Here is a 21,206-nt window from a genome sequence, read left to right as displayed (position 1 = left end):
GGTCACTCGGTTTGCCGGTTCGCCGCGCCGAGAACCGCGTCGAAGAGTCCGGGCAGGGCCGAATCGATTTCTTCGCTGCGCAGTCGCTGGCAGGTCAGACCGTCGATGACGAGGCGTTCGGTGAGTCCGGCCTCGCGCAGGATTTTGAAGTGGTGGGCGGCGGTCGATTTGCTGATCACCTCGTAGAGCGCGCTGCAGCGCAGGGGTGTGCCCGCATTGCCGAGGCGGCGCAGCATTTCGAGCCGGACCGGGTCCTGGAGTGCGCCGAGGACCGTGGCCAGGGGGGCGACGGGCAGGACCGCGGGGAGCGTCGTGTCGGTGTCGGTCATGAGCTACCTCACTCGATAAGTGGTTTGACGATCATCGAACCAGGAGTAGCGTCAGGTTCGATAATTATCAAACTTACCTGATGGAGGGTTCGATGACGGCGACAGTGACGGTTGCGACTCGAGCCGAGCAGGGCAGCCAGAAATGGGCGTACGCGCTCGTGCTCGCGGCCAGCGGCGTAGCGCTCGGGGTATCGGGAGCACCGGCTCCGCTGTACGGCATATATCAGCAGGCGTGGCATTTCTCGCCGCTGACAACCACCTTCGTCTTCGCCGTCTACGCGGTGGCGGCACTGGTCGCGGTGCTGGTGTCCGGCCGCATCTCCGATGTGGTGGGCCGAAAGCCGGTGCTGCTGGGCGCTTTCGGCATCATGATCCTGGGCCTGGTGGTCTTCCTGTTCGCCGACAATGTGGCCATGCTGCTGCTGGCCCGGGCGCTGCACGGTCTCGCCGTCGGTGCGACCGTGGTGGCCGGCGCGGCGGCGCTGCTGGATATGCGTCCCAAGGAGGGTGCGCGCGCCGGGCAGCTGGTCGGCGTCGCCTTCAATATCGGTATGGCAGTGGCGATTCTGGGTTCGGCGCTGCTCGCGCAGTACGCCCCGCATCCGCTGCGCACACCGTATGTGGTGATCACGCTGGCCTGCCTCGCCATCGGCGCCGGCGTGATCGCGCTGCGGGAACCGCATACCGCGCGGACCGCCGGACGTATCACGATCACCAAGCCCGCTGTGCCGCAGGAGATTCGGAGTGATTTCTGGTTCTCCGCGCTCGGTGTGATGGCGGCCTGGTCGGTGCTGGGCGTACTGCTGTCGCTGTACCCGTCGCTGGCCTCGGCCAAGACCGGTATCCACAACCTGGTGTTCGGTGGCGCGGTGGTCGCCTCGACCGCGCTCGCGGGTGCGGGTGTGCAGTACTTCGCCACCGGGATTCCGGCGCGGCGCGCGGCGATCATCGGCGATATCGGCATGGCGATCGCACTGCTGCTGACCATTCCCGCCCTGGCCACCCACAATTGGGTGCTGGTGCTGGTGGCCGGTTTCGCGCTCGGCGCGACCTTCGGCCTGGGCTTCGGCGGCTCGCTGCGACACCTGTCCAACGTTGTGCCGCAACACAAGCGGGGCGAAACCATGTCGGCCTACTACCTGCTCGCCTATAGCGCTATGGCCCTGCCGACGGTGGTCGCGGGCTGGGCGGCCACCACCTGGGGCCTGACCACCGTCTTCCCGTGGTTCGTGGTCGCGGTATCGCTGGCCTGCCTCGCGGCGGCCGGGCTGGGCATGCGACGGCAGTCGGCCTGATCCCGCAGGAGCCGACCGACGCCGTGCAGTAGCGAAATCGCTTGGCGGGGAGTGGGAATCCACACACCCCGCGCGGCGTCGGGATGTGATCGTTATCCTTCCGCTATGCGACGGTGGGGCGGGTTCGGCGGAGTGTTGAACCGGACAGTTCATCGATCGGCACTATTGCTTTCGGTGTTGATCGCGGTGGTTGGCGGGCTGGCCGTCGGGGCGCTCACCTGGTGGATACTGTGGCTGGCGCTGGGCGCGAAGGCGGAGACGCCGAATCAAGTTGATCTCACCAAGATCGCGCTCAGTATCACCGCCGGTGTCGGCGGCGCGGTGGCGCTGGTGGTGGCGTATCGGCGGCAGCGGGATCTGGAGCGCGGGCGGTTCGCCGAGTTGTTCGGGGCGGCGGCCTCGCAGCTCGGCAATTCCGATGTGGCGGTACGCATTGCGGGTGTCTACGCCATGGCCGGTGTCGCGGACGAGTTCTCCGCGCGCGGACGCCGGCAGCAGTGCATCGATGTGCTCTGCGGATATCTGCGACTCCCATACGCACCGGATGAGGGTGCCAGTCATCTGGTTTCGAAGTCTCAGCGCATAGAGGATGCCGGGACGGGCGTGGAGCGCGTCTACCACTATCGGCAGAATGACCGGCAGGTGCGCGAGACCATTGTCCGGGTGATTACCGAGCGGCTCCGGCGTTCGGCCGAAGTCTCCTGGTCCGCATGCGATTTCGACTTCTCCGAGGCGGTCTTCGAGAATGCCGACTTCCGGTACGCGATCTTCGCGGGCCGCAATACCCGCTTCACCAATGCCTCGTTCACCGGTGGCCGCGAGACCACTTTCGAGGGCGCTTCCTTCCTCGGAAGGCGAGTGACGTTCCGCGGGGCCATGTTCCGTGGTAGCAGCACCTCTTTCGAGCATGCGAAGTTCACCCACACCCGGGTCGCCCGATATGAACGCGACAGCTCCGGAACCACGTTCACCGATGCCACCTTCGGCGGTCCGGTGAACTTCGACAATGCCGTATTCGGTGGTGCGCGAACGGCATTCACCCGTGCGACCTTCGCGAGTGAGCGCAGCGGCTTCGCCAACACCAAATTCACCGCCGAGCTGACCAGTTTCGAACGCACCGTTTTCGACGGCGACCGGGTGACCTTCACCGGAGCCGAATTCTCTGGTGCGCGAGCGGTTTTCACCGCCGCGCGGTTCTACGCCGAGATGACCGCCTTCGACTGCGCGCAGATCGGCACGGCCACCCGCTGGGGTTCCGGCCGCACCGAGGAGATCACCTTCGCCCGCGCCGAATACCACGGCAAGGTGTCCTTCGCCGACGCCAGCTTCGGTGGCCGCCTGATCACCTTCAACGGCGGAGACTTCTTCGGCGAGATCAACTTCCGCCGCGTGGCCTTCGACGCCCGCGAAATCTCCTTCGAACGCCCCAAAGCCTGGGTCGGCGTCCACTTCGACTGGCAGGGCAGCTCCGCCACCAAACCCGCCAATATCCGCCCGGAGTCCTGGCCCCCGGTCCCCGCCGAGGTCCCCGCCGAACCAGTCACCTGAGCCGAATCCTCATTCACCGATTTGTCGGATTGCCCTCGTATCGTCCTCTGCGATAGTTTGCGGCGGTACCGATTTAGGGGATTGTGGTGGGGACGCTGGGCGTGGAATGGGCAGATGTGGGCCGGGCAGCTGCATTGCTACTGGCAGCGGGCGTAGCCGGTTTCTTCGCCATCGCCTCCGAGCGTGAGGCCAAGCGATCCTGGAATCCAGCCGCCCACGGCAAACGCCGGCTGATCGTCCTCACCGTGACCCTGGGCCTGTTCGGCTGGCTCGCGATGGCCTCGGCCGCAATCCCACTCACCTCGGCGATCGCGGGCGACACCATCTCCGGCAGCGCGCACCCCACCTCCCCGGGCCTGGTCGACGCGGGTATCCCCACCAGCACGGCCAACCCGAAACCCGCCGCCTCCGACCCGATGGCGCAGCTCAAACCCGGTGACTGCGTCGAGGTCCCGATGGAGGCCGCCACCGATCCGGACGGCAGCCCGACCTGGAAGCCCGGCAGCCCCGCCCCCGCCGACTGCAATACCATCGACGCGAATTACCGTGTCCTGCAGAACAGTCCGGACCCATGCACCGGACCCCTCTACAAACTGGAGACCACCCGCAAGGATCACGCGGGCAAGCAGATCTACCACCTCTGCCTGGCCTTCGACTGGCGGGTCGGATTCTGCTACGACACAGCCCATATGGACGAACCGTCCAAGGTCGACTGTGATACCCCCGGCGATCACATAGTCCAGGCCACCGCCGTCTTCGAGAACTCCACCGACGGTTCCCGCTGCCCCCGCGACGGTCAGGGCGCGGTCTGGGTCGTCTGGGACAAACGCCAGATGACAGTCTGCTTCCGCGGCGGCGACCAGCCCGGCCGCTGACTACCCGCGACGGCCGACGGTGATGACGTCGGGGACCAGCCAGGCGGGGATGGGACGGGCGATCTTGCGCTGGTCCGTCACCTTGAAACCGGCGGCCTCCAGCAGCTTTCGAGTCTCGCGGGGTGAAGGCGCGTGCGCGGGGAAGAGCGGGCTGCGGGTGAGGCGCTGGATCGGGCGGGCGGTAGGGGCCGACGGGTGCATGGTGGCAATGGCGATCAGCCCGCCGGGGACCAGCACACGATGGAATTCGCGCAGCGCCACCGGATGGTCGAAGAAGTGGAAAGCGCTGGTGGAGACCACCGCATCCAATTCGCCGTCGTCCAGGGGCAGCTGCTCGGCCGCCGAATGCAGCCACCGCACCTCGGCGGAGCGGGCGCGGGCCTGGGCCAGCATGCCGGTGGAGGCGTCCACCCCGTACACCACCTCGGGCCGCAGTTCAACGGCGATGCGGGTGGTGAGAATGCCGGTACCGCAGCCGATATCGGCAATACGACGCGAGCCCGCGGCGCGCAGTTCGGCCACCACCTGATCCTGCGGCGGGCGGTAGATGGCCTGTTGCAGGGCCTTGGTGTCGTAGGCGCGGGCGACGTTTCCGAAGAATCCGGTCACCAGCCGATTGAGGGCGCGACTGCCGGTGGTCAGGGAAGTGCTTGGCATGTGTGCTCCTATCCGCTCTCATAGAAGCAGATTTCCAACTGTCTGGGAAGGTTGAAGGTCTGAGATGCGAGAGAGCGTTGGAGTAGCGTCGGGCGCATGAGGATTCGTGGAGCTGTCCTGGAACGAATCGGGGCGCCGGCGCCCTTCGCGGAGTCGAAACCGATTGTGGTGAGCGAACTCGACCTGGGCGAGCCCGGGCCCGGTGAGCTGCTGGTCAAGATCGAGGCGGCCGGATTGTGCCACTCGGATCTGTCGGTGGTGGACGGGAATCGGGTACGGCCGGTGCCCATGCTGCTCGGGCATGAGGCCGCCGGACGGGTCGAGGCCGTCGGCCCGGGGGAGAGCGATATCGCGGTCGGCCAGCGGGTGGTCATGACCTTCCTGCCGCGCTGCGGCGAATGCGCGGGCTGCGCTACCGAGGGTCGGACGCCATGCCTGCCGGGCAGTATGGCGAACAATGCCGGTGAACTCATGAGCGGCGGACGACGGCTGCTGCGCGACGGCGAGCCGGTGCACCACCATCTGGGCGTCTCGGCCTTCGCCACGCATGCCGTGGTGGATCGCCATTCGGTGGTCCCGGTGGATGACGATGTGCCGCCGGATGTGGCCGCGGTGCTCGGCTGCGCGGTACTGACCGGTGGTGGGGCACTGCTGAATTCGGCGAAACCCGGTCCGGCGGATCGCATTATGGTGGTCGGTCTCGGCGGGGTCGGCATGGCTGCCGTGCTGGTGGCCGCCGCGCTGCGGGAGGGCACCGGGCGCGCTGTGATCGCGGTCGATACCGTGCCGGAGAAGTTGCAGGCCGCCATGGAGTTGGGGGCGACCGCGTCATACACCCCGGCGGACTTGGCCGAGCAGGGTATTCAAGCTGAGGTGGTGATCGAGGCGGCTGGCAATATTCGCGCCTTCGAGACCGCGGTGGCCGCGACCGCGGTCGGCGGCACGACCGTGACGGTCGGATTACCCGCGCCCGATGCCATGGCGAGTGTTTCCCCGCTGGGCTTGGTTGCGCAGGGGCGCTCCATCATTGGCAGCTATCTCGGTTCAGCGGTGCCCGCGCGGGATATTCCGGAGTACGTGCGTATGTGGCGCGAGGGCAAGCTGCCGGTCGAGCGTTTGGTCTCCGCGCGGATCAAGCTCGAGGAGATCAATGCCGGGATGGATGAGCTCGCCGCCGGGCTTGCGCTGCGTCAGGTCGTCGTCTTCGACTAAACAGCAAAGACGTTGGGTTGAATGAACCGCGCCCGCCATGGATCACCATGGCGGGCGCGGTCTTTCGGAGACTGCCTACTTCACGGTCAAGCTGATCGTCTTGGTCTGCGTCTTCGCGGGCAGCTTGGTGGTATCCACCATCAGGATCTCGCCGCTGTCCTGCACGCCATTCGGCAGGATCTTGGCCTCGAGCCCGAACGGCGGCTGATCGCCGGTGGAGCCTTCCAGGCCGAAATCGCTGTCATTCGAGATGTACAGCGTCTTACCGCCATCGGTGGTGGCCATGCCCTCGACCTTGTCATGGCCGAAGAACTTGCCGTCGGCGTTCAAGCCGTCGACCAGGCCGCCGAAATCCAGATTCGACTTCTTGGCGACGGCGGTGATGGCCGCCTTCTGCAGTGCCGCAACACCATCGGCGGTGCTCACGGTGCCGACATAGACCTCGATGGGCTTACCGTCGATGAGCAGACCCTTCTCCGGATCATATTGCGCGCCGGAGACTTTGGACTGCGGACCGACATCGGTGGCATTGCTGATATCGATGGTCCACAGCTTCTTGTCGGCCTTGGGCGCCTTGTTCCCATCCCGCTCGTCGACCACGAAGGTGGTGGCGCTCAGCGCGGTGACCTCGGAGACGGCGAGCTTCTCCTTCGGGTTCTCCAGCGGGTAGATGAACTCCTTGACGGCCTTCGTCTTCAGGTCCACGGTGACAATGCGCGTCATGGGAACCTCACGCGCAGAGGTGACTCCGGGCTCATTGAGCGCGGACTGCACAATGCCGACGAGGGTGTTGCCGTCCGGGGTGACGGTCAGCCCCTCCATGCCCTGATTGGCGGTGCGCAGCGAAAGTTCCTTGGGCAGACCGCGTCCCGGCGCGAGCCGCTCCAACTCCGTGCCCTTGGCATCGAAATGCACCAGGAACGGGCCGTATTCGTCCGAGACCCAGAAGCTGCCGTCGGCCAGCGCCACCAGGCCCTCACTGTCGATCCCGTGATCGGTGGGCGGCTGCACATTCCCATTGAGATCCTTGATGGTCTCGCCGGTGGAAGCCGAGCTGTCGACCAGTCCGTTGAACGGCTGCCCGGCCGGATTCTTCAGCGGAATAGTCGATTCCACCACCGCGCGGGTACCGACCAGCTTGAACTTGGCGATCGCGGGCATGAAATCCGGTACCGCGACCAGCTTTTCGTTCTTACCCTTACCGTCCACATTCGGCCCGCGGTCGGTGAGCCCGTAGAACTCGTCCTTGGAGCCGGGCACCGGCGCGAATGCCGACCCGAATCCGCTGCCCTGCACGGTAACTCCGCCGAAGTCGCCCAGCGGCTTGATATCGGTGGTGTACAGCTTCACCGCATCCGTAGTGGTGACGGTGATGCTGTCCGAACCGGTGTAGCCCGCGGCGGGCGTGTACACCACCGAGCCGTCGACGCGGCGGGTGATCTTGCCGTGCTGCGGGTCCGCGATGCCCACCGCCGCGCTCCCGCCGGTCTTGGCCAGGAAGTCGTCGAGGGAGATGACCAACGGCTGGTCCTTGGTGGCGGTGAAGTCGGCGCCGGCATCGGAGGACGAGCAGGCGGCCAGGGTCGCGGCGCAGACGACGACGGCGACGAGCGCGCTGGGGGTACTACGGTGAATTCTCACAGCCGATGCCTACCGAGCGGACACAACCACCAGTTGACACCGAACTGAACAGTTGCCATCGCCACACCGTAATGGGGGTTCCGCAGGTCGAATCGGCGACCCGATAGGCTCGGACCAGACTTTTTGTGTTCAGGCGAAGTATGTGAGGAGACGTGGTGACCACGAACCGGATCCGGGTGGGTGTGCTCGGAGCGCGTGGCAAGGTCGGGCAGGCGATCTGCGCGGGTGTCGAGGCGGCCGCCGATCTGGAGCTCGTCGCCCAGGTCGACAAGGGTGACGCGCTGGAGACTTTCACCGCCGCCGGGACCGAGGTGGTCATCGACTTCACCCATCCCGATGTGGTCATGCCGAATCTGGAGTGGCTGGTGGCCAATGGCATTCACGCCGTGGTCGGCACCACCGGCTTCGACGCCGGACGGCTCGAGCAGGTGCGTGGCTGGCTGGCCGCCAAGCCCGAGGTCGGCGTGCTCATCGCCCCCAATTTCGCCATCGGCGCGGTGCTGACCATGCGTTTCGCCGAACAGGCCGCGCGCTGGTTCGATTCGGTCGAGGTCATCGAACTGCATCACCCGAACAAGGCCGATGCCCCGTCCGGTACCGCGTTCCGCACCGCGAGCATGATCGCCGCCGCCCGCGAGAAGGCGGGCGTGGGCCGTAGCCCCGACGCCACCTCCCAGGAGTTGGAGGGTGCGCGCGGCGCGGATGTCGACGGCGTGCGCGTGCACTCGGTCCGCCTGGCGGGTCTGGTCGCGCACCAGGAGGTGCTCTTCGGCACCCAGGGCGAGACCCTCACCATCCGGCACGACTCCATGGACCGCACCTCCTTCGTCCCCGGCGTCCTGCTCGGCACTCGCAAGACCCCGCACCGCCCCGGCCTGACCGTGGGCATCGACGCCCTCCTCGATCTGTGAACGCCACCGCGGAGAACAACAGCCGAGAGGTCGGCAAAAGGGTCGCGTTCATCGCGGCCCTGGTGCTGATCCTCGGCTTCTACTTCCTGCTGTTGGGCCGCATCGCGTTCAGCCTGATCGCCTCGGGCTCCATTCCCGCCGCGATCCTCGGTGTGGGCGTCCTGCTGCTCCCGCTGCTGGGCGTCTGGGTGGTCGCCTCGAGCGTCCGCGCCGCCTTCGCGCACCAGCATCTGGCCAAGCGGATTCACGCCGAAGGCATGGAGCTGGACACCTCGGACCTTCCGCGCCGCCCGTCGGGCCGACTGGAACGTGAAGCGGCAGACCAACTCTTCGAGCAGGTCAAAACGGAGTGGGAAGCCGATCCCGACAACTGGCGCACCAACTACCGCGCCGCCCGCGCCTACGACTACGCCGGCGACCGCACCCGCGCCCGCGAAGTCATGCGCCGCGCAGTTGAATTGGAGCGCCAGGAGCGCAGCGCTCAGCAGTCCTGAGCGGTCAGCGGAAGTCGTCCGCGTGATCCTTCGCCCACTGTGCGAAGGTGTGCGCGGGCCGACCCGTGACCTCCTCGACAATCGTCGAAACCTGCGGTGCCGCAACGGTTCCGGCCTCCCAACCGGCCATGATCGCATCGACCCCGATCTGCGGCATGGTCTTGCTCATCTCCGCGCGCGCCTGCTCGGGTGAGACCACCTCGCAGGCGATCTCACGGCCGATGGCAGCGCCGATGGCGAGCACTTGCTCCCGCAGGGTCGGTGCCTCGGGCCCGAATACGCTGTAGGCGCGGCCGCTGTGCCCCGGTTCGGTCAGTGCGGCCACCGCGATGGCCGCCATATCCTTCTCGTGAATTGGTGCGGTCCGGGAGTCGGGATACGGCAGCCGCGCGACGCCTTCCTCCCGAATGGACCGCTGCCACCACCACAGCGTGTTCGTCGCGAACATGCCGGGACGAATGAAAGTCCATTCCAGACTGGATTTTTCGATGGCCGATTCGACCGCGATATGCATCTGTGCGATCGGACTACGTGCGGGATCGGGTAGCGAGACAGCGCCTGAGGACAACAGCACCACCTGCCGTACCCCCGCCGCTTCGGCCACCGCCACGAAACCGTCGATCCCCTCCGGCTTGGCGTACAGGAAGACTCGCTCTGCGCCGTCGAGCGCGGCAGGCAGCGTTTCGGGCTGCTCCAGATCCGCCGCGACGACCTCCGCGCCGGGCGGGAAGCCCGCCGCACCCGGCTCCCTGCTCGTGAGGCGGACCTGTTCGCCCGCCTCGCTCAGGCCCGCCACGACATGGTGGCCGACATTGCCCCTGGCTCCGAAAACGACTGTGCCCATGATCGCAGCGTACGCGCGGCGGCGTGATCGGACAGGCCACGGCCCGGAACCGAAAGGCTCCGGGCCGCAGTGGTTTTCGTGATATTCGCTGCTCAGCTGGGTGGATGCACCTTGCGCCAATGGTCGGCGATATCGATGCGGCGGGTGAGCCAAACCTTGTCGTGTGACTGCACATAGTCGAGGAAGCGTTCCAGAGACTTTGCGCGGGCGGGCTTTCCGATAATTCGGCAGTGCAGGCCCACCGACAGCATCTTGGGTGCGCCTGCTTCGCCCTCGGCGTAGAGGATGTCGAAGGCGTCTCGAAGGTAGGAGAAGAACTCGTCACCGTTGGCGAAACCTGCGGGGGAGGAGAACCGCATGTCGTTGGTCTCGAGGGTGTAAGGGACTACGAGTTGGTCGTGCTCGCCGACCTTGACCCAGTATGGGAGGTCGTCGGCGTAGGAGTCGGAGTCGTAGGCGAAGCCGCCGTGTTCGACTACCAGTTCGCGGGTTCGGGGGGAGTCGCGGCCGGTGTACCAGCCGCGAGGGGGCTCACCGAAGAGACGGGTGATTATGCCTACCGCCTCCTCCATGTGCACACGCTCAATCTTCGGGTCGACCTCCTGGTAGGAGATCCAGCGCAGTCCGTGGCAGGCGATTTCGTGGCCGAGGCGTTTGAAGGCGGCTACGGCTTCCGGATTGCGTTCCAGGGCGCGAGCCACACCGAAGATGGTGAGGGGGATATCGCGCTGTTCGAACAGGCGCAGCACCCGCCAGACACCGGCGCGGGAGCCGTACTCGTAGATGGTCTCCATGGACTGGTGTCGGTCCGGGAACGACTGTGCCGGAACGATATCCGACAGGAAGGTCTCCGAACCCGGATCACCGTCCAGGACATTGTTCTCGCCGCCCTCCTCATAGTTGAGGACGAAGTTCACCGCAATATTGGCCTGTCCGGGCCACTGTGGGTGCGGGGGATTGGGGCCGTAGCCGACCATGTCCCGGGGGTAGGTCGAATCGAAATCGCTCATGCGAGTTCACCTTCCAGCTCGGCGGCCATCTCCGCTCGTGCGGTGTCGGTGAGCGTGCCGAACAGTCGCAGTCGCGCCAGCCCACCGTCGGGGAAGGCGTCCAGGCGTACCTCGACCACGGCCGCGTCGGAGTCGATGGCGAAACGATGCCGGGTGTCGGGCCGAATCACCGTGCGCGGCAACAACTCCACCTCGGAGCCGTCCGCGCGAATACCGGTGAGCGAGACCGCGCCCGGGCTGTTGAACAGGAAATACGAGGTATCGATCTCGGCCATGGTGAGCACGCCCTCGCCGGCCAAACGCACTCGCACCCAGTCGTTGTCCTTATCGCGCCGCCGTGCGGTCTCCCAGCCGTCGCCCATGGAGCGCGCCCGTCCGGGCAGCAGGATCTGCTCTGGATGGGAGTAGAAGCGGTTGGAGCAATCCGCCACCAGCCCACCGTTTTCCAGCGCCGCCAAATCGAACGGACCCGAATCCAGCCAGCGCAGTTCGGGTTTGGCGATACCGTGCACGCGGAGCCGGGCAACACCGCCGTCCGGGAACATGCGCAACCGCACATGGGTGAAGCGGCGCTTGGAATCCACGGGGAACGGATTGCGGCTGTCCCCGTTCACCGCGGCGCGCGCCGCGATGGTGGTCCAGCCGTCCAGCGCGGCGATCTCCTCGGCGGACGGATACCCTTGCACCGCAATGGCTTCTACCGAAACTTCCGGCGGATAATTGCCCTTGAACCAGGCCGTGTCGACCACGACGCCGTGGATCACTCCCGGCACGCCCAGCCGCACGATCGCGGTATCGCAGTCATCGCTTTCGGGCGCGGCCCCGATATCCCCGCGCCGCCTACGGGTCTCCCACCCGTCGTACACCTGCCCCTTATGCCCGAAGGTGGCGGGTTGATAGGTGGATTCCTCCGGCCGGATGAGATTCTCCCGCTCGGCGAAGGATTCGTTATTCGCCCAGATCACCGCCCCACCCAGGGAGCGCACGGCCAGATCGGGAAGCAGCGTGAAATCAGTCGAATCAGCGGTCATAGGGATGGCATCTTCCTTTCTCGCAGCTGATGAAGCACGGTGACGGTCGCGGCCGGGACCAGCGCCGTCACCTCGTCGGGACCGACAGCGCCGCAATCCAATCCGCGCAGCACGACGGTCGCGAGAGCCTGCGCGGTGGCCGGTTCGTCGACCACCGCGCCACCCTGTCGATCCAGGTAGCGGCCGATACGCGGCGCGGCCACCTCGAGGGCGGTGCGGTAGAAGGCGAAGGTGGCCAGCCAGCGGGTGGCGAGATGGCCCGCACCCATATCCCAGCCCTGGTAGTAGCCGCGTTCGAGGGAACGGGTGACCAGGCGGTAATGGCGGGCCAGCGCGGCGCGCACCTCGGTATCGGTGCCGATGGGCAGTACCTGGGTGGAGCCGTCGCACACCCAGACACCGGTCTGCGCGGCGGCGGCCTGCATGACGGCCTTGGCGTGATCGGCCACCGGATGTTCGAGGGACTGGAATTGCGGGGCGATACCGCAGGCGGCGCTGTAATCGTAGGTACCGTAATGCAATCCGGTGCAGCGTCCGGCGGAGCGGTGGATGGCCTGCGCCACGGTGGCGGTGCCGTCGGCGGCGATCACGGCCTGCGGGCTCTCGATCTGCAGCTCGAACTTCAGTGAGCTCTCGGGCAGGCCGTGCGCGGATTCGATTGCCTCGCACAGCAGTACGGCTGCCTCTGCCTGATCCGCCGAACGAATCTTGGGAATGGTGAAGACGAAGCCCGGCGGCACGCCACCCGCACCTTCCAGGACCTTATCCAAAGTCCGTACGGCTCTGGCCCATTCGAGCGTGGTGAGACCCTTCATACGGATACCGCGTGAGATCACCTCGGCGGGCAGCGCCGCGAGCACCGTACCGGCGTGCAGTGCGTCGCGATCCTCCACCTCGTCACCGCGGGTGCCGTAACCGTCCTCGAAATCCAGGCGCAGATCCTGAACGGGCCGCCAGCGCAACGCATTCAGTGTCCGCGCCAGCGCCTCGTTTCCGGCCAGCTCGGTTAGCACATCGGCATGCTTACCAGCCAATTCGATGGCGGTAGCGCCCCACTCCTTCGGCAGTTCGGGCGTGGCGTCGGCGGCGCTCACATACACGGTGTGAATGGGCTGTCCCGCCCGATCACCCGGATATCGTTGTGCCAGTTCCGAATCGACTGCCCGCAATCGGCCTTCGATATCGCCCGGTACGTACGAGGGCAGGGTCACTTACGCGCCTCCTGACTTTCGAGGAAGAAGCCGGCCAGTAGACCGGTGTACTGCTTGGGCAGCGGTGCGGCGTACTCGCCGCGACCGGATTTGCGCAGCCCCATGGTCACCAGGGACTGCACGGTGAGCGTGGCGGCGGCGACACCGTCGACCACGGGCACACCGACCTCGCGGGTCAGGTATTCGCACAGATCCGCCATGCCCGCGCAGCCGAGCACGATCGACTCGGAGTTGTCGGTGTGCACGGCTTCACGGCAGGCATCGGCAATGACGGTGCGCGCCTTGGGATCTTCTAGCTCCAGCACCGGAATCTCACAGGCGTGGATGCCCGCGCAGAACCGTTCCATGCCATAGCGTTCGGCCAATTCGGCGGCCCGGCCACCGGTGCGCGCCAGCGTGGTCACCACGCTGAAACTACGCCCCAAATGGCTGGCGGCCTGCATGGCGGCCTCGGCGATACCGATCACGGGCCCACGTGCCAACTCGCGTGCGGCATCCAATCCGGGATCACCGAAGCAGGAGATGACATACCCGTCCACCCCGTCGGCCTCCCCGCGCGCGATCTCCGCGAGCAGCCCGGGCACCGAAAGCGCTTCATCGTAATGACTTTCGATGGACGCCGGACCCATGGCCGAGGTGATGCCCTCGACAATGGTCCCCGGCGCGACCACCGCGCGGGCGGCAGCGGCGGCCAGTTCCGTCATGGCCACGGTGGTATTGGGGTTGATTACTCGAATTCGCATGGGTTTCACCGAGTTTCGAATACGGGGACGGGTAGGCGCAGCGGTCCGCGGGGTGGTAAAGGGTCTGCGCGACGCTATCGAGCCGGTATTGCCCGGATGTTGCCGGAACTATATATCTTTCCGACCTGCTGGTTCCGCGAAAAGTCCGGTATCGGTGGGCAGTCGCGACAGTACTCCGTTCAAGCGCAGATGGTGCGCTGCGGTGGCCTTCAACAGCGCCTCGGCGTCGCGGGCCAGGAAGGCAGCGAGCTGCTTGCTGTGATCGGCGTGCAGCACCACGCGATCGGCGGTGCTGGCATGCACCATCGGCTGCACGGGCTCGGTGATATTCCAGGCGTATTCGAGCATGTGCACGACGCGCGGCATACTCGACGGGCGCACCAACGCGAGATGGAAATTGCGGGTTTCGCGGTGATAGGCCACCGCGTTCTCGGTGAGAATCGCGCGTTCGAGCCGGGCATGGGTCTCGTGCGCCAGCTCATGATCCTCGGCAGTCGCGCGAGGCACGGCCGCGACCAGCGCTGCCGCCTCCAAGCTCTCCCGCACCACATACAGCTCGCGCAGCTCCTCGGCGGTCAGCAGTGTGACCTGATAGCCGAGATTCGGCCGATGCTCGACCAGGCCCTCGCCGATCAAGGTCTGCAGCGATTCGCGCACCGGAATCGCGCTGACGCCGAACTGTCGCGCCAATTCCCCCAGCGGCATGCCGGTGCCCGGCGGCAGATTGCCCTCCAGGATCAGCCTGCGCAGCTCGGCGAGAATCTCGTGCTGCGTGTACCCGCGATGCGCGTCCAGCGGAGGCGTGAACTGCGGTAGTCGCGGTAGTCGTGGTCGAGAGGGCATCTGCCCACGGTAGTCGCCCAGGTGATTCGCCGGACGCCCATCAGGGCAGGTCGGGGCAGTGGGCTCAGAGTTCGTCCAGGTCGTAGCCGAGCGCCTTGAGCGAAAGCTGGTGCAGCGTAGCGCGTTCCGCCGGGGTGAGCCGGACCAGCAGGGCGTCGGTGGCCGCCGCGATCTGCGCATCGGTCTCATCGCGCAGTTTGCGGCCGGATTTCGTTATGGCGAGCCGGTACTTGCGCCGGTCCTCCGGATCGCGGGTGCGGGTGACCAGGCCCGCCTTCTCCAGGCTGTCGACCAGCCGCACCACTTCACTGCGGTCGATACCCAGGGCGTCGGCCATCTCCTGCTGGCTGATCTCGCTGAACTCCGAGAGGTAGGTGAGCACCCAGTGCTCGCGCAGTGACGTCCCCAGTTCGGCGTGCATGGACTTGTGCAGCTTGCCGAGTGCGTAGGTCGGATAGCGCAACAGGCCCTTGGGGTGGTACTCGCGGCTTTCGGTCACCTGCGGATTATATCTATTGTTGAGTAGCTCAATCATTGTTACTCTCTGCAATTGAGAAGCTCAATCACATCCGAAGGAGTCATCCGATGACGCAGCTGCGCCCGGATACCAACGCCCCCAAGACCTCTCGCTCACCCGATACACCCGCCGCCTCCGACAAGATCCCCGCGCATGTCTGGCGCACCGCCGGTGTCGTCGTCTTCGGCGCGATCATGGGCATGCTCGACACCTCGCTGGTGAATATCGGCCTGCACACCATCGGCGCGGACCTGCACGCTTCGCTCGCCACCATTCAATGGGTGGCCAGCGGATACCTGCTGGCCCTTGGTGTTTCGCTCACGGTATGCGGCTGGCTCGGCCGCCGATTCGGTGTCGGACGGCTCTGGCTCGGCGCCCTGCTCGCCTTCACCATCACCTCCGGCCTGTGCGCCCTGGCCGGATCGGCGGGCTGGCTCATCGCCTTGCGTGTCCTTCAGGGTCTGGCCGCCGGAGTCATGATTCCCGCAGGTCAAACAATTCTCGGCCAGGCGGCGGGTCCACAGCGTATGGGCCGGGTCATGGGCGTGGTCGGTATCGCCGTGGTCGGGGCACCCGCCATCGGCCCGACCATCGGTGGTCTCATGCTCGCGCACTGGAGCTGGCAGTGGCTGTTCCTGATCAATATCCCGTTGGGACTCATAGGTTTTGCCCTCGGCCTGCGCTACCTTCCCCTGAAGCCCGGTGTGCCAACGCAATCCCTGGACTTCATCGGCCTGATCCTGGCCGGTGGCGGTGTTTCCGCGGTCGTCTACGGACTCTCCGAAATCGGTGAAACAGGTTCCGTCGCATCGCTTTCCGTCTGGCTGCCGGTTGTGCTCGGCCTGGCCGCTCTGGCGGGTTTCATTTTCCGCACCGTGGTCAGCACTCGTCCGCTCCTGGACGTCCGCATGTTCACCAACCGGGTCTTCGCCGCCGCGAACACCGCCAGCTTTTTCGCGGGTGCCTCCATGTTCGGCGTCATGGTCCTGCTTCCGCTGTACTTCCAGGTCCTGCACGGCGAGGGGCTGGTCGGGACCGGCGTGCGCTTGATCGCGTTCGGTGCGGGCGGTGTAATCACCCTGCCGCTGGGTGGCCGCCTGGCGGACCGATTCGGCGGCGGCCTGATCGCCATCTTCGGCAACCTGGCCGTAGCCATCATCCTCCTACCCTTCGCCTTCCTCTCGGAGGATGCGAATCCCGTTCTGCTGCAACTACTCCTGTTCGCCGCAGGCGTGGCCACGGCCCTCGCCGGTATGCCCCTGGTCGCGGCCGCCTACGCCGCGGTCCGCCCCGACCAACTGGCCGACGCCGCGGCCTTCGTCAATATCCTGCAACGCGTCGGAGGGGCGGTGGGCGTAGCTGCGATAGCCGTAATCCTCTCCCGCGCAACGGCATCTGCTTGGGCTGTGGTCTCCGGATATCAGGTCGCGTTCGCCGTCATCGCGATCCTGTCCCTGATCGCTTCGATAGCCTCCACCCAACTCCGCCGCCACCAGCGTCGTTAGCCAATAATGAACGAAGTGTGACGCCCGGGCGGGGTGGGAACTTACCGCCTGGGACGCTGGTTGTACGTGTGGCCGAACTGAGGAGGTCATGTGACACAGGAATACAACCGGAATCCGGCGGCGGTCGCGGCGCTCTCACCCGAGCAGTTCCACGTCACGCAGGAGAACGGGACCGAGCGGGCATTCACCGGTGAGTACTGGGACAACCACGAGCCGGGTATCTACGTCGATGTGGTGTCCGGTGAGCCGTTGTTCGCCTCCACGGACAAGTTCGAATCCGGATCGGGGTGGCCCAGTTTCACCAAGCCGATCGAGAAGTCGAATGTGTTCGAGAAGCGCGATATGAGCCATCTGATGATGCGCACCGAAGTGCGCTCCGCACACGGTGACAGCCATCTCGGGCATGTATTCACCGACGGACCGCGCGATGAGGGCGGACTGCGATACTGCATCAACTCGGCGGCCCTGCGCTTCATCCACCTCGATGACCTCGAGGCGGAAGGCTACGGGCAGTTCAAGACTCTCTTCACGAAGGAGGAGGCGTGACCGACACGCGCAAGGCGATTCTGGCGGGCGGATGTTTCTGGGGCATGGAGGATCTCATTCGCCGCCAACCCGGAGTGCTCTCCACCCGCGTCGGCTACACCGGCGGCCGCAATGACAATCCCACCTACCGCAACCACCCCGGTCACGCGGAGGCCGTGGAAATCGTCTACGACCCCGCCGCGACCGACTACCGCGCCCTGCTGGAATTCCTCTTCCAGATCCACGATCCGACCACCAAGGATCGCCAGGGCAATGACATCGGCAGCGCCTACCGCTCCGCCATCTTCTACCTCGATGACGAGCAGAAGCAGGTCGCGCTCGACACCATCGCCGATGTGGACGCCTCCGGCCTGTGGCCCGGCAAGGTGGTCACCGAGGTGACTCCCGCCGGCACCTTCTGGGAGGCCGAGCCCGAGCACCAGGACTACCTGCTGCGCTACCCCGAGGGCTACACCTGCCACTTCCCGCGGCCCGGCTGGAAGCTGCCCAAGCGGGAGACCGCCAAGTAACACCGTCCGAATCCGTGAGGGCCGGTATCGCATTTTCCGCGATACCGGCCCTTGTCGTTCAGGTCCTTCCTGGTCAATTGTCTTGTCCGATACCGCGATCGGGTGCGCTCATATCGCCTGTTCCGGGCGTGCCTTGGGCGAGCCCGTAGCGCAGGTATACGGTGCCCTTCGGGCTGGCCACAGGCGGTTCGAGGAGGGTCATGTTGGTGGGCACGGCGCCGTTGTCGAAGACTTTCTTACCCACGCCGAGCACGATCGGGTGCACCCAGAGGTCGAGATGGTCGAAGAGCTTCTCGCGCAGCAGCGTCTGCACCAGGTTGAGGCTTCCGACGACCTTCACGCGCTCGTGCCGATCACGGATCTCGCGCACCGCATCGGCCAGATTCGGGCCCAGTTGGGTGGACCCGGCCCATGAGAGATCTGGTGTGCCACGGGAGGCCACGAACTTCGGGATGCTGTTGAAGAGTGAGGCGAACCCGTCGTCCACACCACCCTCCTGATTCGGCCAGTAGGCGGCGAAGATGTCGTAGGTGCGCCGGCCGAGCAGGAGGGCGTCCGTGCCCTTGTACGCGTCGTCGACCTGCGCCCCGGCGACCTCGTCCAGCAGGGGCGCCTGGCCAGCCGCCGAACGGGAACCCCACCGGGTCCTCGTCGGGCCCGCCGGGCGCCTGCCCGACCAGGTCGAGCGTTGTGAACAGTTCGATATCGATGGAACCCATGGCTGACTCCCGATCTCCCGATGCGTAGGTTCTTCTCGGTCGCAAGGTAGACCCGCCGACGCCCTCGGATTCATCGCCGCGCCGTAGGCTCGGAGGGTGCCGAAGCTGCTGCTGATTCATCACACGCCATCGCCGCATATGCAGGAGATGTTCGAGGCGGTGGTGGCGGGGGCTACCGATCCGGAGATTCAAGGTGTGGAGTTGGTGCGGCGGGCTGCCTTGGCGGTCACCGCCAGTGATGTCCTCGAAGCGGATGGGTATCTGCTCGGGACGCCCGCCAATCTCGGCTATATGTCCGGTGCTTTGAAGCACGCGTTCGACACCTTCTACTACCCGTGCCTGGACTCGACGCGTGGACGGCCGTACGCCATGTACATGCACGGCAATCAAGGCACCGAGGGGGCTGAGCGCGGGGTGGAGAATATCACCACTGGGCTCGGATGGGAGAAAGCCGCTGCGGCCGTACTTGTTTCGGGGCCGCCGAGTAAGCAGGACGTGGAGCGCTGCTGGGAATTGGGCGCGACGCTGGCCGCACAGCTCATGCCGTGAGCGCTACCGCGGTCGCCGTGGTGATCGCCGGGGCGCTCATCGCGGGCGCGCTGTTCGCTTGGCCGCGCACCCGCAGGTCGGTCACGACGCCCGCCGAACGAGCGGTGCATGCGACCTTGCAGACGGCCGCGCTGGCGGCAAAACCCTTGCGCGGCGGGCTTACCGAGGAATCCGCCGAACTGGCCGCACCGTATCTGCGAGCGCTCATGGGGGCCGAGGCGCTGGGTATCGCGGACGCCGCGGGGGCGCTGCTGGCGTGGGATGGCGCGCACGCCGAACTCGCGGAAGCGTTCGGGGAGGCGGCGAGTCGCGCCATCGCGGGGGAGCGGTCGGTGCTGATGTCGTGTGCCGACGGGTACACGCTGCTGGCGCAGCCACTGCACAGTGAGCACAGCGGGATGGTCGGCGCCTTCGGCGCGGTGACGCGTGGAAAACCCGGCCCCGGAATGGTCGGCGCCGTGGCCGAGGTCGCTCGATATGCCTGCGGCCAAATCGAATTGGCGGAGCTCGACGCGTCGCGGGCGCGGCTGGATCGCGCCGAGGTGCGGGCGCTACGGGCGCAGATCAGCCCGCATTTCATCTACAACGCGCTGAATACGATCGGATCATTCGTGCGCACCGATCCGGATCGCGCCCGCGAGCTGATTCTCGATTTCGCCGACTTCACCAGGTACTCCTTCCGTACCGCAGGTGAATTCACGTCCCTCGCAGACGAATTGACGAATATCGACCGGTACCTCGCCCTGGAACGCGCCCGCTTCGGCGATGCCCTGCGCGTGCGCCTGCAAATAGCCCCTGACGTCCTCACCGTCGTCCTACCGTTCCTCGCCCTGCAACCCCTGGTGGAGAACGCCGTCCGCCACGGCCTCGCCGGACAACCCGGCCTCGGCACCGTCAGCATCATCGCCGAGGACGCGGGCGCGGACTGCGTCATCAGCGTCGAAGACGACGGAGTCGGCATGGACCCCGAAATTCTCCGCTCCGGAGCCCTCGATGCCATCGAAACGGGCTCTGGCACAGCGGAATCCGCCCATGTCGGCATGGCCAATGTCGATGACCGCCTCCGCGCCGCCTTCGGCAATGATTACGGCCTGGTCGTGGAAACCGCTCCGGGCGCGGGCACCAAAGTCAGCATGCGCGTTCCGAAGTTTCGACCCGGTGTTCGGGCGTAATGCAAACAGATCGGAATGCGGGGAATGAAAGGCCAAATATTCTGAATATCTGTGTATCACAATAGAATTCGACTTTCGTGGTCTGTTCTATCACGGTAGAATAAAGGTATGAATCTCAGGGGAGAGACCGCAATCGTGGACGGCGCGCACGCGCTGCTCACGGCGGTGCGCACCCTGGCTTCCGAGTCGCTGTATCCGCTCACCGATGGTGAATTCGTGGAGATGATGGGTGAGGTCGAGTGTGCGATGCGGCAACTGGAAACGGTGAAGCATCGGTTGATCGCTGATACCGAGCGGCGGTCGTTGGCTAAGAATGCGGGATTCTCGAAGACGTCGATCTATTTGGAGCGGACTCTGCGGTTGAGTCACGCTGATGCGTTGGCGCGGGTGCGGGCGGCGGAGACGTTGTCGCCGCAGGTGACGTTGCAGGGTGTGGATGTGGGTCCGGCGTTGCCGTATGTCGCGTTGGCGCAGGAGGAGGGTGCGATCTCGGTGGATCATGCGCGGCGGATCGCGTGGATTATCAAGCGGCTGCCCGAGATTGCGACCGATGAGGAGAAGGAGAACGCCGAGCGGATCCTGACCGACTATGCCCGCGAGGGCAGTCCGGATGTGTTGCCGGGGTTGGGTGAGGAGATCATGGCCCGTATCGATCCCGACGGGACTTTGACCACGGACAAGGACCGCCAGCGCTTCCGGGGCATCACTCTGGGTAAGCAGCGGGTGGATGGGATGTCCCCGTTGTCCGGGGAGTTCACTCCCGAGTTGCGGGCGGTCCTCGACGCGCTGTTGGCCAAGTTCGCTCGCCCGGGCATGTGCAATCCGCAGGATCGGGAAAGCCCGTGCACGGCAGCGGCTGCCGAAGACCTCGAGGTGCTCAAGGCTGCGGCCAAGCGTGATACTCGTACCGCTGCGCAGCGCAATCATGATGCGTTGCTGTGTTTCCTGCGTTTCGACCTCGACGACGGCCAGTTGGGTAAGCATCGTGGTCTGCCGGTGGCGGCGGTCATCACGATGAGCTTGGCCGAGGTCGAGCGTGCTGCGG

At 65.9% G+C, this 21,206-nt stretch carries 22 protein-coding genes and 1 pseudogene; 12 read left to right on the top strand and 11 right to left on the bottom strand.

All coding sequences use genetic code 11. The features are described 5' to 3' along the window. Window positions 1–2: 2 nt before the first annotated feature. Window positions 3–329: a helix-turn-helix transcriptional regulator gene (locus GFY24_RS35630; RefSeq protein ID WP_153809513.1), complete on the bottom strand. Its 327-nt coding sequence runs from the start codon at window positions 327–329 to the stop codon at window positions 3–5. A gap of 92 nt (window positions 330–421) precedes the next feature. Here GFY24_RS35630 and GFY24_RS35625 point away from each other — a divergent pair, with 92 nt between their 5' ends. The 3 genes from GFY24_RS35625 (at window position 422) to GFY24_RS35615 (ending at window position 4,047) form a co-directional block, all read left to right on the top strand. Next, on the top strand, window positions 422–1,624 hold the full coding sequence (locus tag GFY24_RS35625) for an MFS transporter (RefSeq protein ID WP_153809512.1): 1,203 nt from the start codon (window positions 422–424) through the stop codon (window positions 1,622–1,624). A 174-nt stretch (window positions 1,625–1,798) separates the two neighbouring features. Next, window positions 1,799–3,172, top strand: a complete 1,374-nt coding sequence (locus GFY24_RS35620; protein ID WP_309231727.1) for a pentapeptide repeat-containing protein — start codon at window positions 1,799–1,801, stop codon at window positions 3,170–3,172. Window positions 3,173–3,273: 101 nt separating this feature from the next. Next, window positions 3,274–4,047: a hypothetical protein gene (locus GFY24_RS35615; protein ID WP_153809511.1), complete on the top strand. Its 774-nt coding sequence runs from the start codon at window positions 3,274–3,276 to the stop codon at window positions 4,045–4,047. Here GFY24_RS35615 and GFY24_RS35610 read toward each other — a convergent pair whose 3' ends face one another. After that, window positions 4,048–4,704, bottom strand: a complete 657-nt coding sequence (locus GFY24_RS35610) for a class I SAM-dependent methyltransferase (RefSeq protein WP_153809510.1) — start codon at window positions 4,702–4,704, stop codon at window positions 4,048–4,050. Between the two features lie 96 nt (window positions 4,705–4,800). On the opposite strand from GFY24_RS35610, the gene GFY24_RS35605 reads away from it, so the two are divergent. Beyond that, window positions 4,801–5,916, top strand: coding sequence for an alcohol dehydrogenase catalytic domain-containing protein (locus GFY24_RS35605; RefSeq protein ID WP_153809509.1), 1,116 nt, complete (start codon window positions 4,801–4,803; stop codon window positions 5,914–5,916). A 75-nt stretch (window positions 5,917–5,991) separates the two neighbouring features. Here GFY24_RS35605 and GFY24_RS35600 read toward each other — a convergent pair whose 3' ends face one another. After that, complete coding sequence (locus GFY24_RS35600) at window positions 5,992–7,557, bottom strand: esterase-like activity of phytase family protein (RefSeq protein WP_309231726.1); 1,566 nt, start codon at window positions 7,555–7,557, stop codon at window positions 5,992–5,994. Between the two features lie 155 nt (window positions 7,558–7,712). Here GFY24_RS35600 and dapB point away from each other — a divergent pair, with 155 nt between their 5' ends. Further along, window positions 7,713–8,468 (top strand): 4-hydroxy-tetrahydrodipicolinate reductase, encoded by a 756-nt coding sequence (gene dapB, locus GFY24_RS35595; RefSeq protein ID WP_309231725.1) that lies wholly within the window; start codon window positions 7,713–7,715, stop codon window positions 8,466–8,468. Beyond that, window positions 8,465–8,962, top strand: a complete 498-nt coding sequence (locus GFY24_RS35590; RefSeq protein ID WP_309231724.1) for a hypothetical protein — start codon at window positions 8,465–8,467, stop codon at window positions 8,960–8,962. Before dapB ends, GFY24_RS35590 begins: the two co-directional genes overlap by 4 nt. Before the next feature lie 4 nt (window positions 8,963–8,966). On the opposite strand, the gene GFY24_RS35585 is transcribed toward GFY24_RS35590, so the two are convergent. The 7 genes from GFY24_RS35585 to GFY24_RS35555 all read right to left on the bottom strand — a co-directional run bounded on the left by GFY24_RS35585 (window position 8,967) and on the right by GFY24_RS35555 (window position 15,143). Beyond that, on the bottom strand, window positions 8,967–9,806 hold the full coding sequence (locus tag GFY24_RS35585) for an NAD(P)H-binding protein (RefSeq protein ID WP_153809508.1): 840 nt from the start codon (window positions 9,804–9,806) through the stop codon (window positions 8,967–8,969). A 92-nt stretch (window positions 9,807–9,898) separates the two neighbouring features. After that, window positions 9,899–10,816, bottom strand: a complete 918-nt coding sequence (gene puuE, locus GFY24_RS35580) for an allantoinase PuuE (RefSeq protein ID WP_153809507.1) — start codon at window positions 10,814–10,816, stop codon at window positions 9,899–9,901. Next, entirely contained in the window at window positions 10,813–11,847 is a 1,035-nt protein-coding gene (gene alc / locus GFY24_RS35575; RefSeq protein WP_153809506.1) for an allantoicase, read from the bottom strand. Before alc ends, puuE begins: the two co-directional genes overlap by 4 nt. Continuing rightward, complete coding sequence (locus GFY24_RS35570; protein ID WP_375336152.1) at window positions 11,844–13,058, bottom strand: aldolase/citrate lyase family protein; 1,215 nt, start codon at window positions 13,056–13,058, stop codon at window positions 11,844–11,846. The genes alc and GFY24_RS35570 overlap by 4 nt, the downstream gene beginning before the upstream one ends. After that, entirely contained in the window at window positions 13,055–13,801 is a 747-nt protein-coding gene (locus tag GFY24_RS35565) for an aspartate/glutamate racemase family protein (protein ID WP_153809505.1), read from the bottom strand. The genes GFY24_RS35570 and GFY24_RS35565 overlap by 4 nt, the downstream gene beginning before the upstream one ends. 108 nt (window positions 13,802–13,909) lie before the next feature. Further along, window positions 13,910–14,644 (bottom strand): GntR family transcriptional regulator, encoded by a 735-nt coding sequence (locus tag GFY24_RS35560; protein ID WP_153809504.1) that lies wholly within the window; start codon window positions 14,642–14,644, stop codon window positions 13,910–13,912. Window positions 14,645–14,708: 64 nt separating this feature from the next. Beyond that, window positions 14,709–15,143, bottom strand: a complete 435-nt coding sequence (locus GFY24_RS35555) for a MarR family transcriptional regulator (protein ID WP_309231723.1) — start codon at window positions 15,141–15,143, stop codon at window positions 14,709–14,711. Window positions 15,144–15,229: 86 nt separating this feature from the next. On the opposite strand from GFY24_RS35555, the gene GFY24_RS35550 reads away from it, so the two are divergent. The 3 genes from GFY24_RS35550 to msrA all read left to right on the top strand — a co-directional run bounded on the left by GFY24_RS35550 (window position 15,230) and on the right by msrA (window position 17,721). Further along, the gene (locus GFY24_RS35550) at window positions 15,230–16,666 is read left to right on the top strand and encodes a DHA2 family efflux MFS transporter permease subunit (RefSeq protein ID WP_153809502.1); all 1,437 of its coding nucleotides are present in this window, start codon (window positions 15,230–15,232) and stop codon (window positions 16,664–16,666) included. Window positions 16,667–16,756: 90 nt separating this feature from the next. Further along, entirely contained in the window at window positions 16,757–17,212 is a 456-nt protein-coding gene (msrB, locus tag GFY24_RS35545; protein ID WP_309231722.1) for a peptide-methionine (R)-S-oxide reductase MsrB, read from the top strand. Next, entirely contained in the window at window positions 17,209–17,721 is a 513-nt protein-coding gene (msrA, locus tag GFY24_RS35540; protein ID WP_309231721.1) for a peptide-methionine (S)-S-oxide reductase MsrA, read from the top strand. The genes msrB and msrA overlap by 4 nt, the downstream gene beginning before the upstream one ends. A 73-nt stretch (window positions 17,722–17,794) precedes the next feature. On the opposite strand, the pseudogene GFY24_RS35535 reads toward msrA, so the two are convergent. Further along, window positions 17,795–18,440, bottom strand: a pseudogene (locus GFY24_RS35535) (dihydrofolate reductase family protein). Window positions 18,441–18,536: 96 nt separating this feature from the next. Between GFY24_RS35535 and GFY24_RS35530 the strand changes: the two are divergent. From GFY24_RS35530 to GFY24_RS35520, 3 genes are all read left to right on the top strand, one after another. Further along, a complete protein-coding gene (locus tag GFY24_RS35530) occupies window positions 18,537–18,989 on the top strand; it encodes an NAD(P)H-dependent oxidoreductase (RefSeq protein ID WP_309231720.1) in 453 nt (150 codons plus the stop codon). Further along, window positions 18,986–20,161, top strand: coding sequence for a sensor histidine kinase (locus GFY24_RS35525; protein WP_375336151.1), 1,176 nt, complete (start codon window positions 18,986–18,988; stop codon window positions 20,159–20,161). The genes GFY24_RS35530 and GFY24_RS35525 overlap by 4 nt, the downstream gene beginning before the upstream one ends. A gap of 108 nt (window positions 20,162–20,269) precedes the next feature. Then, window positions 20,270–21,206, top strand: a 937-nt coding sequence (locus GFY24_RS35520; RefSeq protein WP_153809500.1) for a DUF222 domain-containing protein, incomplete at its 3' end; no start/stop codon positions are given.

Source organism: Nocardia sp. SYP-A9097 (assembly GCF_009649815.1).
Classification (GTDB): Bacteria; Actinomycetota; Actinomycetes; order Mycobacteriales; family Mycobacteriaceae; genus Nocardia.
The sequence above is the reverse complement of the archived record's forward strand: the minus strand, read 5'-3'. Positions and strand labels throughout refer to the sequence as shown.

Excerpts from the sequence above, each read along its gene's own strand:
- GFY24_RS35630 (WP_153809513.1), bottom strand. The coding sequence starts at position 329 with ATGACCGACACCGACACGACGCTCCCCGCGGTCCTGCCCGTCGCCCCC.
- GFY24_RS35625 (WP_153809512.1), top strand. The coding sequence starts at position 422 with ATGACGGCGACAGTGACGGTTGCGACTCGAGCCGAGCAGGGCAGCCAG.
- GFY24_RS35610 (WP_153809510.1), bottom strand. The coding sequence starts at position 4,704 with ATGCCAAGCACTTCCCTGACCACCGGCAGTCGCGCCCTCAATCGGCTG.
- GFY24_RS35605 (WP_153809509.1), top strand. The coding sequence starts at position 4,801 with ATGAGGATTCGTGGAGCTGTCCTGGAACGAATCGGGGCGCCGGCGCCC.
- GFY24_RS35585 (WP_153809508.1), bottom strand. The coding sequence starts at position 9,806 with ATGGGCACAGTCGTTTTCGGAGCCAGGGGCAATGTCGGCCACCATGTC.
- puuE (WP_153809507.1), bottom strand. The coding sequence starts at position 10,816 with ATGAGCGATTTCGATTCGACCTACCCCCGGGACATGGTCGGCTACGGC.
- alc (WP_153809506.1), bottom strand. The coding sequence starts at position 11,847 with ATGACCGCTGATTCGACTGATTTCACGCTGCTTCCCGATCTGGCCGTG.
- GFY24_RS35565 (WP_153809505.1), bottom strand. The coding sequence starts at position 13,801 with ATGCGAATTCGAGTAATCAACCCCAATACCACCGTGGCCATGACGGAA.
- GFY24_RS35560 (WP_153809504.1), bottom strand. The coding sequence starts at position 14,644 with ATGCCCTCTCGACCACGACTACCGCGACTACCGCAGTTCACGCCTCCG.
- GFY24_RS35550 (WP_153809502.1), top strand. The coding sequence starts at position 15,230 with ATGACGCAGCTGCGCCCGGATACCAACGCCCCCAAGACCTCTCGCTCA.